The sequence below is a fragment of the Clostridium oryzae genome (assembly GCF_002029235.1).
GTDB lineage: Bacteria > Bacillota > Clostridia > Clostridiales > Clostridiaceae > Clostridium_AE > Clostridium_AE oryzae.
The window spans coordinates 24387-36697 of the sequence record NZ_MZGV01000041.1; the positions used below are offsets into that span (position 1 = coordinate 24387).

Below are 12311 nucleotides of genomic sequence, written 5' to 3' on the forward strand. Positions count from 1 at the left end.
TTCATTTTTTACTCTGTAGGAATTTATGATTTTTGCCAATTATGGATGGCTTTTAACTGTGTATGAATAAACTGTATATGTCGTTAAAAGAATGTAACTATATAATATACGAAGTAATATGAAGATAGCTCTTAAGAAAATACTAATAAATAAACAAACAAGAAAAATAATTTGGGAGAAGTAATATAGAAAATAATACTTTGTAAATGCATAGAGTCGGCATAGGGTAGGAAGTGGTTGGAGGAGGCATTTTCCAGCCGGCGGAAATCACTTCCTACCATTTTTTAGTAACCTTTACTAGCTTCAAATCTATCTACATGTAAAATTGATGGAAACAGCTTCATCCAGAGCAGTACGACGATTATTGTTCCGAGACCGCCCAAAAGTGCTGCTGGAACAGTACCAAACAGCGAGGCAGTTACGCCTGATTCAAATTCACCGAGCTGATTAGAAGTACCGATAAATATCAGATTCACAGAACTTACCCGTCCTCTCATGTAATCAGGAGTCTGAAGCTGTACAAGAGTGGATCTGATTACAACACTTATTACATCTGAAGCACCTAGCACAAAAAGTGCAAGAAACGATACTACAACAGATTTTGATACTGCGAAAACCATTGTAGATATACCAAAGAATATTACTGCTGTAAACATGATTCTGCCTACTTTATGTTTTAATGGCTTTTTGGCAAGATATGCAGACATTAGTAAAGCACCTAATGCAGGAGCGGATCTAAGTATACCAAGACCAAAGGAGCCTATCATAAGAATTTTGCTGGCGTAGATTGGAAGCAAAGCTGTTGCACCACCAAAAAGTACTGCAAATAAATCTAGAGATATTGCGCCAAGCACAATAGGTCTGCTTTTGATAAAAGATATACCTGCAAATAATGACTTTATGCTCATTGGTTCAGATTTTGCATTTTCCTGAGCCTTTATTACTATTTGGGAAATGAGTGTACCAGAAATTATCAATAAAACTGCTGTTAATGCGTAGACAAAAGTTGCTCCAAACGAATAGAGAATACCCCCTACAGCCGGCCCGATAATAACTGCAAATTCAGAAACAGAAGACATAAAGGCAGAGGCCCTGGGGAAAACGTCCTGAGTTACTATGTTAGGCAGCAAAGACTGCATCGGAGGTCCTTCAAATGAATGCGCTACGGCTATAAAGAAAATGATTGCTAAGAAGCTTTCTTTAGTAATCCATCCATTGAGACTTCCCAACGCTAGAACAGCTATAAATATACTCTGAACTATTTGACTTATCGTAATTATTCTTTTACGGTCATACCTATCTGAAATATGCCCAACAAAAAGCGATAGAAACAGCATCGGTAAAAATTGAACTAAGCCTACTAAACCTAAGTAGAAGGCTGAATGGGTGAGAGCATACATCTGCCAGCCTATAGCAACCGTAATCATCTGATAGGCAAAGTTAGTAGATACTCGAGATACCATTAATAACCTCAAGGATTTATTTTGCAGTAAACTAGAGTCTTTAAATGAAACCATTATTATTAAACCTTTCTATATTTAGCTGGAGATAAAAGTATATATAATTACCATATATCAACATACTTTTCATATTATTATTAGTATATACCTGTATATGGCATATAGGCAATAGAATACGCAGCTTAAAAAATGTGAATTTGTCGACAATATAGAAATATTTAAAAAAAATGTTTAATTGGAATAATATGACCTACTAAATGTATAAATATTTATGATATAATCAAAATGCGATTTTAATTTATGATAAGCATAAAGATACATTATTTTATTATTAATCTACAAAAGTTAATTACGGCCGAGGTGGTGTCAGATATAGTGAAAATGTTTACAAGGATTATTTTTATATTGCTGTACATATTTTATTTTATATCAATTAGTTTCCAATCAAATCTTTGGGGTAATATGTTATCACCAATTGTGACACTGATTGCAGCAGCCTATGTTTTTCAAGGTTTCTGCCTTAACGAAAAAAGAAAATATTTAAAGGTATCGGGATTACTTCTTGCTTCTAGCATTTTTAGCTGGGCTGTTTGTGACATAGTATGGGGTATAGATGATCTTATTTTAAAAGTTAATCCTGAAAAAAGTCTTATAATTTCGTATGGATACTCTTTAACTAATCTTTTAATTTCAGGTTCATTGTTCATATCTGGATTTCAACAAATAAAGAAATGGAATGTTATTCAATTTTTTCTAGATACGGTTACTATATCTGTTTGTATTATGTTACTGATTTGGGAGATGCTCTTTAATGGAAACATAAATAATATTGTAATGCTGAATAATAATTTAAACTCATCTTTATCCATTTCGTGTGATATTTTAATCCTAATTTGGACATTTATAGTGTTTTTATCTAATAGAAAGACTGAAATGCATTTATCAATTGCGTTCACACTATTAGGACAAGCATCTTTTGCTGGTATAGATATATTTTGTTATTATCAGGAGTTTTATAACAAGTATAATCCTAATTCACTAACTGATGGAGTCTACGTTACAGCTTTTGTACTTATTGCTATAGGCGCTATTTTGAAGATGAGAGCAAATCGGAGCAGAAATATTGCAGGCATAAGCAGTAATGGCAGGAATAGGAAAGGAATTGTGCTAATATGTGCTCCTATATTAATAATAGTATCTAAAGGCATTCAGGTACATGATTTATTTATCACCTCCTTCATAATAATTGTTTATTACATATTTTCTACGTATATACAGAATAACATATATAAAGATGAATTGATTTTAAAGGAAAAGGAACTAAATGAAAAATTAGAGCAAACAGTTGCGGACAGAACAAATAGGCTTACGCAAAAGAATAAGGAACTTAAATATCTATTAAATAGAGATGTTATTACAGGTCTTTATAATAGAAGGTATTTTTTATCATGGTTAAAAAAGGAGCTGCCACAACTAGGACAACATGAAACGGTACTGCTCTTGTATATAGAGCTTAATAAATATAAGATGATAAAGACTATGTTTGGAAATTATATTGGGGACGAAGCACTAAGGGAAATGAGTGATCGGCTGAAAAAATACAGTGATAGTTTTGATAATACCATTTTAGTTTACTACGGGGAAGATTCATTTATTATCTCTAAGAAGGATTCTTTTGGATATGAGGAAGGGCATAGGATTGCTGAAGAGATAATTAATCTGATTAGTGATATATATAAAATTCAGGATTATGAGATACGCGTTACAGTTAATATAGGAATCTCAATATATCCTTTTGATGCTAAGAAACAAGAGGATTTAATTAAGCATGCAGATGTAGCCATGCTGCAGTCAAGCATGCATGGATTTAATAAAGCTATGTCCTATGATGAGAAACTAGGAGAACTAATCTATAGAAAAAATAGAATTGAAATAATGCTTAAAAAAGCAAATTATAATGATGAATTTATGCTGTTTTATCAGCCGCAGGTAAATATTGAAGATAAAAAACTTGTCGGTTTTGAGGCACTTATTCGCTGGAAAACGGCTAAGGAGGGATTTATTTCACCAGCTGAATTTATACCCATCGCAGAGCAAACAGGGCTTATCATTCCTATTGGAGATTGGGTTATGAGAAAGGCATTATCGCAGCTAGCATATTGGAATAGTAGAAGTGATATGGAAATTAAGATGAGTATTAATGTTTCGGTTAAGCAGCTTAACGGAACGCGATTTATAAATAATTTAAGGGAAGAGATGAAAAGATTAGCGATTCAACCGGAGTGCGTAGATATTGAAATTACTGAAAGTATTGAATTAGAACAAAACCTTGAAATTAAGGATATGCTGCAGGAATTTAGAAATATGGGAATATCTATATCTATTGACGATTTTGGTACAGGATACTCCTCTTTATATTATTTAAAGAATTTGCCTATCGATCGTATTAAGATTGCAAAACAGCTGATTGATTATGTGTGCGAAAATGAATTTGATTATGAGATAGTAAAGTCCGTTATTTCAATAGCAAAGGTAAGAGGTATTAGAGTTATTGCAGAAGGTGTAGAATTAGAAGAACAGTGGAACTGCTTAGATAAATTAAATTGCAATGAAGTACAAGGATACTTTATTGGAAAACCGATGCCGCCCGAAGCTATTTATGAAGAACTTAGTGAATGCTGTGAGCCGAATTTATAATAGCTATATATTAAAAATTCGCAGGCTGAGGAAAATTTTTGAAAATATTGACAAGTGTTAATATTTATGATAATGTTCATTATAATATAAAACTTATATAAGCTTATGATAAGGATAAGCGTTTCTACCAACTACCGTAAATAGTTGATTATAAGTGAACCATGCTAGTGGTGCGCTTATAATCAAAAGATTAGGTAGTTGTTTTTTTATCAATAAATATAGAAAGGGTGAGGGCGATGAAGACAATAAAAGAAAAATTGCTGGTAGCAAATGGATTTGAAAAGGCGGATTTGGTTTTAAAGAACGGTAATATTTTAAATGTATTTACAGAGGAAATTGTGATTGCTGATGTTGCTATTGTAGGTACCAAAATTGTTGGGGTTGGTAAATATAGTGGTATAAAAGAGCTTGACTGTACAGGCAAATATATTGTCCCGGGATTTATTGATGCGCATATGCATATTGAAAGTACTATGGTGACACCGCTGGAACTTTCAAAAATGTTAGTAGTAAAGGGTACAACAACAATTATTGCAGACCCCCATGAGATTGTTAATGTGAAAGGCATTGAAGGATTGGATTTTATAATTAGTGCTACGGAAGACATACCTATATCGGCATATATAATGGTTCCTTCTTCTGTTCCAGCTACCGAGTTTGATACTAATGGAGCCGGCGAATTTTTAGCGGAGCATATGAGCAAGTATGTAAATAATCGTAGAGTGCTTGGCCTTGGTGAAATGATGTGTTTTCGCGATGTTATTAATGGGCAGCAGAAGGCATTGGATAAGATTCAATTATTCCACGATAAAATAGTAGATGGCCATGCACCTGGGATAAACGGCTATGCAGTGCAGGCATATCGTCTGGCAGGTGTGGACAATGACCATGAATGTTATTCCTTTGAGGAAGCTTTAGATAAACTAAGAGCTGGAATGCACATTTTCATACGAGAAGGTAGTGGGGCAAGAAATCTTCAAGCCATAGTAAGCGGATTCTTAAAGGCTGGAGTACCTTTTGACCAATGTATGTTTTGTACAGATGATAAACATTTAGAGGATATAGAAACAGAAGGCCATATAAACTATTGCATCAGAAAAGCTATAGAATTAGGTGTTCCGATAGCTAAAGCATATAAGATGGCAAGCTATAACACCGCTAAAGTATATGGCTTAAAGCAGTATGGGGCTATTGGAGCGGGATATATAGCGGATATAATAATAATGGATAATCTTGAAAAAGTAGAACCTAAATATGTTATTAAAAACGGGAAGTTTGTCGATGCTAATTTTATTTCTTCATTTAAATATGAGTTGAAAGATTCTGAGCTGCTTCATACTGTAAAAATTCAAAATATATCAGAATCTAAATTAAAATTTAACAGAAAAGATAAAAATCATGTTATTGGAATGATAGCTCATCAAATTACTACAAAACACCTCTATGAGACTATACCTGGAAGAGATGGCGAGTTCATACCAAATAAAGTATATAGTAAACTATGTGTTGTGGAAAGACATGGTAAAAATAATTTAATTGGAATAGCACCAATTAAGGGATTTGGAATAGAAAATGGAGCTATTGCAACTAGTGTATCCCATGATTCACATAATATAATAGTAGCTGGTGATAACGATGAGGATATAATAAATGCAGTAAATCATATAAAGCATTTGCAGGGCGGCTATGCTATATCATCAGAAGGAAAGATAGTAGCCAGTCTTCCGCTGCCAATAGGGGGATTAATGAGCAATCTATCCTGCAATGAAGTTAAGAATATAATGAAAGAAATGCTTGTAATAGCTAGAAAATTAGGCGTTAATCCAGAGATAGATCCATTTATTACACTATCTTTCATGGCTTTGCCGGTAATTCCTGAAATAAGGCTGACTGAAAAAGGAATATTTGATGTGGAAAAGTTTGAGTTTGTGAGTAGGTAATAGGTACAGCGATTTTATGGGACATGAAAACAGGGAATTAAATTATACAGAAAGTGCGGCAGTATCTGTAATTAATATTGTGAGAGAGAACTTTTGATTTATATAAGTTGAGAAAGTTCTAATACATTCTGACTTCTAAAAAATCTTAGGGTCGAACCGATTCAGCAGTGATATTTTAGAAGCCATAATGTAAGAACTTTATTGCAACTTATATAGATAGATGTAGCGTATGTTATTATCACATAGTTGAATTTTATGTTAATGGAGCTTATGTATTTATTATCGCTAAATGCTTTTAGAGTTGCTTAAAAGGGTGAGTGGCCATAGAAGGCATTTTCCAACCGACGTAAATCACTTTCTACCCTTTTTAGTCTCTAGGAATTTATGATTTTTGCCAATTGCAGATAACTCTTCATTAAAATCGGGTTATATCCCCAAAGAGTAAGAAAGGTGGGAATTAAATAAAAAAACGTTACAGCATGTTTGCGAAGAAATTAAAGAGAAATAGTAATATATTTTGAAGTTAGTGAATTAAGATAAAAAGGGAATAGAATTAATAAAATAAAAGTATTATGTAAAAATTAAGAGTTAGGGCATTAAAAATGGTTACATCCGACGGAGGCATTTAGAGCGAGTTTAGCAATTATCCGTGTCTTTTAGGCAAATTTCCGTTAAGATGGCGAATTGTTTGAGGCGTAGCCGAGTTATGAGTCATTAGGAAATTTGCCTAAAAGATGCGGTGTAATTGCTTAATGAGCGGAACTAGCCGACATAGGGTGTAGCCATTTTTTATATATTCTCGATTTGCCAGTCAATCGGTTTTTCTCCAATGGACTTTAAAAAGTTATTAGCTTTTGAAAATGGTTTGCTTCCAAAGAAACCTCTATGAGCAGATAATGGGCTTGGATGAGGTGATTTTATTATGTAATGAGCCTTGTTAGTGATAAGTTTTTCTTTAGAAATTGCATTGCTTCCCCAAAGAATAAAAACTATTGACTTCTCTCTTTTATTTAGCAAAGAAATTATTGCATCAGTAAAGATTTCCCATCCTTTGTTTCTATGAGAATTTGCTTCTCCAGCTCTTACGGTAAGGGCTGTATTAAGCAGTAGGACTCCTTCATCAGTCCATTTTTTTAAATAGCCATTGTTTGGAATGTAGCAGCCAAGATCATCTTTTAGTTCTTTATATATGTTGATTAGCGAAGGTGGAGCAGGAACTCCAGGCTTTACGGAAAAGCTTAAACCATGAGCTTGGTTTGGACCATGATAAGGATCCTGACCTAAAATTACTACCTTTACATCCTTATAAGCAGTGTAATTCAATGCATTAAAGATGTCATACATGTCTGGATATATTGTTCTTGTTTTATATTCACTAATCAAAAAATGCCTCAAATCTTTATAATAGTCCATTTCAAATTGATCTTCTAATAATTCAAGCCAATCATTTTTTATATTAACAGTCATATATTATCACTCCTATGATTCTAAAAATAAATATAAGACGAACTAAATGCTCTAGACGGAATATTTAAGAGAAAGTGCATTAAATAGGTATGAGAGTTAAGAGTAAAGAGAAAAGTGAAGGTTAAAATTCAGCTATGCTGAATTTTGATTGTATAGATAATCCTAATTATTTTGATAATCCTTTTGTAATACTAGGTATAGTCTTAGTTTTTAAAAAGTTGTTGCGGATAATCACATTTAAATTCTCGGAAATTCTGCACAGCAGAATTTCTTCCTTCACTTTTCTCTCTACTCTTTACTCTTTTCTCTTATCTCTTATCTATTTAAAGCATACACTAACTACTTAATATTATCTTCTTTTAATTCACTTTCTTGGTTCGTCTTATATTTATAGTATTTACTTAATAATATCACTATATCAAGTTTATGTAAAAAAATAGTCTAATAAGCGTACAAAATGAAACAGCTATTTTTCATAAATAGTATTTATTGTATAAAAATATTATAAGTCCACATAATATTTTTATACAAGTGTATGATAGAAATTATTGCAATCAAAACGCTGCTAGTGAAGGAAGTAATCCTATGTTTAAAAAGATAAGACAGTACCTACAATATACAAATGAAATGAAAAAAAGAAAAATTTATGAATATAATAAGAACAATTATATAGATAGCGATATTATTGTAAACACTAGCATAGAGAATAATCTTCTGCAAATGAAAGAGCTGATTGGGAAAAGCAGCGATGTGATCTTTAAGGAGTTTAAAGTTGGAATTAATTATAACATAAAAGCATTTGTATGTATGATAAGTGGACTGACTGATAAAAACAGGGTTGAGGAATTTATAAGTAAAGTTGCTGCATTTGATGGCTATATGTCAGAGGGAGGAATGGAACAAAGGGATGTAATTAAAATCATTAAAGAAAATTTATTATTTCCTGTTGAAACAAAAGAAGTTGAGTCAATTAATGATATAGTAGGATATGTATTATCTGGCAATAGTGCTCTGTTTATTGATGGATACACTTCCGCTTTTGTAATGGGCACGCATTCATTTAATCAAAGAAACGTTCAAGAGCCGTTGACCGAGACGACTATCAGAGGGTCAAGAGAAGGTTTTGTAGAAAACATCGTAGTAAATATGTCACTTATTAGAAAAATTATTAAAAATTCAAAGTTAATGTTTGAGCTAAATAGTGTTGGTCAAAAAACTCATACTAAAATATGTTTAGTATATATAGATGATATTGTTAACAAGGATGTTTTAAGCGAAGTAAAAAAAAGATTGAATAACATTGATATAGATTACATATTAGAATCGGGATATATTGAACAATATCTTGATGATAACCCTTCCTCTATTTTTACTACCATAGGAAATAGTGAAAAACCTGATAAAGTGGCTGCAAAAATATTAGAAGGTAGAGTAGCAATAATATGTGACGGAAGTCCGTTTGTATTAACTATTCCTTACGTATTTGCTGAAGCGTTTCAAGTTACTGAGGATTATTACTCCAGACCTTACATAGCTTCAGTAACTAGAATGTTAAGAATTTTAGCATTTATGGTAACCACTGTAACCCCAGCCTTGTATGTTGCCTTAACTACATTTCACCATGAAATGATACCATCAATGCTTTTAATTTCATTTGCCGCAGCTAGAGAAGGTGTACCTTTTCCTGCTGCTATTGAGTGTGCAGGCATGTTAATTGTATTTGAACTTATGAAAGAGTCAGGAGTAAGGATGCCGCGTCCTATAGGACAAACAGTTACGATAGTCGGAACATTAGTACTAGGTGAAGCTGCTGTGGATGCAGGAATTATTGGCCCTCCAATGATAATAATTATTTCTCTTACAGGAATATCGGGTTTTATTGTTAATCCGCTTTTAGATGTTGTTTTATTGCTTAGATTTTTTTTCTTAATATGGAGTGGAATGTTTGGAATGTTCGGGCTAATTATTGCTATTTTTATTATAGCAGCTCATCTATGCTCATTAGATGTATACGGAACTCCATATCTAATTCCATTAGTACCTATAAATTTAAGTGAAATGAAGGATTCGTTTATAAGAATGCCGCTATGGTTTCAGAGATTTTTACCTAGGTCAATAAAAGATAGCAGCTACAAGGCTGAGAAGGAAGGGAGAACAAAATGAAAAGGATGTTAAGTTTAACACTATCTGTAGTATTATGCTGCATTTTTTGTACTGGGTGTTGGGATAGAATAGAACTTAATAACATTGGTATAGCATACGCCGTAGCTGTGAATCGTGGGAAAAAGAATAAAATAAGCTGCACTGTTCAAATTGTAAAACCAGATGTTTTGAAAAAGAAGTCTACTAAATTACCAGTTCAGTATTTTTCAGCTCAGGGGGAAACTATAGAAGAAGCAATCAGAAATATTGAAATCAACCTTGATAGAAAAATTATTTTTTCACAAAGTAAAGTTATTGTTATTGACGAACAAATAGCAAAAGAAGGACTATGGAGATTATTAGATTTTTTCAAGAGAAACTACAAGGCAAGAAATACAACATGGATTTTAATAGCTAAAAATCATAATACTGAAGAAACTATTGAAATCTCAAGCGGTTTATCTAGTATTCAAGGTGTCTATATAGATACGATGCTAGAACTAAATGAAAACGATCTTAATGGTACAAGTGTTAATCTGATGGAATACTACAGGAAGTTGCTGTCTGCTGGAATTAATCCGATAACTGGTGCTATTGAGGTTATAAGACAGTCAGAGGTTAGCGGAGTTGATGATTATGAAAATGATAATTTAGTTTTAGAATTATCAGGAACCGCAGTTTTTAAGAAAGATAAATTAGCTGGGTATTTAAATAAATCTGAAACTAGGGGACTTAATTGGTTATTAGGGAATAAAGGAACAGGGTTCTTTAAAAATTCTTCAATAGATAAATCTAAAAAGGTTGTAAACTTTATTCTAAGGAAATTAAAAACTAAAATTAAACCTAATATAAAAAATGGCGTAGTAGTCTTTGATATTTTTGTTAATGCGACATCAGATATTACCAGCATCTCTGACAATATTGATATTTCTGATACGAAAGTAATAGCTGAATTGGAAAAAATGCAGCAGAAGAGGATTGAAAAGGAAATTAATGGTGCTTTGGTAAAGCTACAGAAGGTTCTTCGTTCAGATGTTGTTGGATTTGGAGGAATACTGAGTAAAAAATATCCTGAGTTTTGGAAAAAATATGAGCGTGATTGGGAAAAAATATTCCCTGATGTTATGTGCTCTGTAAATGTAAAAGCTAGAATAAATAAATCAGGTTTAATTTATAAACCGTACGAAATTAAAGAGTAGGGACATTATTTTATTATATTATAAAAAATATAATATAAAATTAATAACATAAGAACTAAACAGAAGGCATAGCCTCCTATTATTAAGATGCTTGGAAATAATCCGATAGATTTAAAAATATCTCTAAAGCCATCTATGTAATTCATATTAGCTCCCTTCAGACATCTGATTGACTAATTTTACCAGCTTTGTTCTTTAGATAATATATGATTAATATAAGAGGAGGAAGAATCACTTGGTAAGTATTGAACAAATAGGGTAAAGAAATTTTGTGCCCTAACCATATATGGTAAGCGTAACTTGGTTCGAATTTAGAAGAGTATAACACTACAAAAGCTCCGCATATGATAGTTATTGTTTTAATATTTTTCATTTTAAAAATAGTACTAAAAGATAGTACTGCTCCATAGAAAAATATAAGCATCTTGTAAAAGCCGCCGATAAATATGATTGTAACTCCTAACGCATCTAAATTAGTAAGAAAGTTTCCTATATTTATCATTTTTATCATATCTAGCAGTGGGATAGTGGCGATGGAAGTGTAGCCGACACCCAGTGCAGATATTGTAATTATTGTGGATAGCATGATAAGCATACCGGCAAATGTTAGAGCTATTGCTGATATTTTATATTTGTTAATATCTTTGTTCATATAGCACCAATACATAGAGAACACAAAAACTTCACCAAAAGGAAAATTGACTAAATCAGGAAATACTGTATTTAGTATAGGTTTTATTCCATTACTAAGTATAGGACTCAATTCCTTAAAATCCACTTTGGCTGATGCAAGAACCAGTATAAATGATAAGGTTATAAAAAAAATAACTGTTGGGAACATAATTTCACTAGTTCGTGCTAAAACTTTTAAGCCTAGAAAAATAATATACAAGGATGTTACCATCAATATGCCGTGTATCACGATTACAGGAGTTTTATTTAAAAAAGTCATTTGCATCAAAAGTCCAAAATCGTGCATGTTTCTTGACGAACAATAAATAAAGAAAGCACCATATAATATCGAAAGTGCAATTCCTATAGGACTGCCTAAAACTAAAATCAATATTTCAATAAAGTTTTTCTTAGGAAATTTATTTTGAAGTTTTATATATATGGCTAATAAAACATATGCAATAAGCAGAGCTAATATTATTGCTATCCATGCATCCTGTTTAGCGCTGATTCCTAAGGCAAACAGAGTAGAACTGCCTATTTCAAAGAGCATAATAAGACAAAACAGCTGATATTTAGTAATAAACATTTTGAATCTCCTTTTATTCTAAGGTTTATAAAGTTAGTATCTCCATTTTTTTCTTAGGATATTTTTTTAATTAAAATGAATAAAAAAACAGCGTATTATTATGTACTTGCAGTATTAACGAATAAATTTTTTTCTATATAAATAC

The 12311-nt window shown here is 32.1% G+C and carries 7 protein-coding genes and 1 riboswitch; of the genes, 4 read left to right on the top strand and 3 right to left on the bottom strand.

Annotated elements, in window-relative coordinates:
• Positions 1–284: 284 nt before the first annotated feature.
• Positions 285–1517: an MFS transporter gene (locus CLORY_RS15975; RefSeq protein ID WP_079426311.1), complete on the bottom strand. Its 1233-nt coding sequence runs from the start codon at positions 1515–1517 to the stop codon at positions 285–287.
• Positions 1518–1841: 324 nt separating this feature from the next.
• Between CLORY_RS15975 and CLORY_RS15980 the strand changes: the two genes are divergently transcribed.
• Both CLORY_RS15980 and ade read left to right on the top strand, forming a co-directional pair.
• Positions 1842–4157 (top strand): putative bifunctional diguanylate cyclase/phosphodiesterase, encoded by a 2316-nt coding sequence (locus tag CLORY_RS15980; protein ID WP_242954437.1) that lies wholly within the window; start codon positions 1842–1844, stop codon positions 4155–4157.
• A 73-nt stretch (positions 4158–4230) separates the two neighbouring features.
• A riboswitch (purine riboswitch) is annotated at positions 4231–4328 on the top strand.
• 65 nt (positions 4329–4393) lie between these two features.
• On the top strand, positions 4394–6097 hold the full coding sequence (gene ade / locus CLORY_RS15985; RefSeq protein WP_079426316.1) for an adenine deaminase: 1704 nt from the start codon (positions 4394–4396) through the stop codon (positions 6095–6097).
• A 789-nt stretch (positions 6098–6886) separates the two neighbouring features.
• Here ade and CLORY_RS15990 read toward each other — a convergent pair.
• Complete coding sequence (locus CLORY_RS15990; protein ID WP_079426318.1) at positions 6887–7564, bottom strand: uracil-DNA glycosylase; 678 nt, start codon at positions 7562–7564, stop codon at positions 6887–6889.
• Between the two features lie 585 nt (positions 7565–8149).
• Between CLORY_RS15990 and CLORY_RS15995 the strand changes: the two genes are divergently transcribed.
• Both CLORY_RS15995 and CLORY_RS16000 read left to right on the top strand, forming a co-directional pair.
• Positions 8150–9727 (top strand): spore germination protein, encoded by a 1578-nt coding sequence (locus CLORY_RS15995; protein ID WP_079426320.1) that lies wholly within the window; start codon positions 8150–8152, stop codon positions 9725–9727.
• A complete protein-coding gene (locus CLORY_RS16000) occupies positions 9724–10905 on the top strand; it encodes a Ger(x)C family spore germination protein (protein WP_079426322.1) in 1182 nt (393 codons plus the stop codon). Before CLORY_RS15995 ends, CLORY_RS16000 begins: the two co-directional genes overlap by 4 nt.
• Positions 10906–11062: 157 nt before the next feature.
• Here the strand turns inward: CLORY_RS16000 and CLORY_RS16005 are convergent, their stop codons facing one another.
• Complete coding sequence (locus tag CLORY_RS16005) at positions 11063–12166, bottom strand: GerAB/ArcD/ProY family transporter (protein ID WP_079426324.1); 1104 nt, start codon at positions 12164–12166, stop codon at positions 11063–11065.
• Positions 12167–12311: the final 145 nt, after the last annotated feature.

Bases quoted from the DNA above. Each gene is read 5' to 3' on its own strand.
- CLORY_RS16000 (WP_079426322.1), top strand. From the start codon at position 9,724: ATGAAAAGGATGTTAAGTTTAACACTATCTGTAGTATTATGCTGCATT.
- CLORY_RS15995 (WP_079426320.1), top strand. From the start codon at position 8,150: ATGTTTAAAAAGATAAGACAGTACCTACAATATACAAATGAAATGAAA.
- CLORY_RS15975 (WP_079426311.1), bottom strand. From the start codon at position 1,517: ATGGTTTCATTTAAAGACTCTAGTTTACTGCAAAATAAATCCTTGAGG.
- CLORY_RS16005 (WP_079426324.1), bottom strand. From the start codon at position 12,166: ATGTTTATTACTAAATATCAGCTGTTTTGTCTTATTATGCTCTTTGAA.
- ade (WP_079426316.1), top strand. From the start codon at position 4,394: ATGAAGACAATAAAAGAAAAATTGCTGGTAGCAAATGGATTTGAAAAG.
- CLORY_RS15980 (WP_242954437.1), top strand. From the start codon at position 1,842: ATGTTTACAAGGATTATTTTTATATTGCTGTACATATTTTATTTTATA.
- CLORY_RS15990 (WP_079426318.1), bottom strand. From the start codon at position 7,564: ATGACTGTTAATATAAAAAATGATTGGCTTGAATTATTAGAAGATCAA.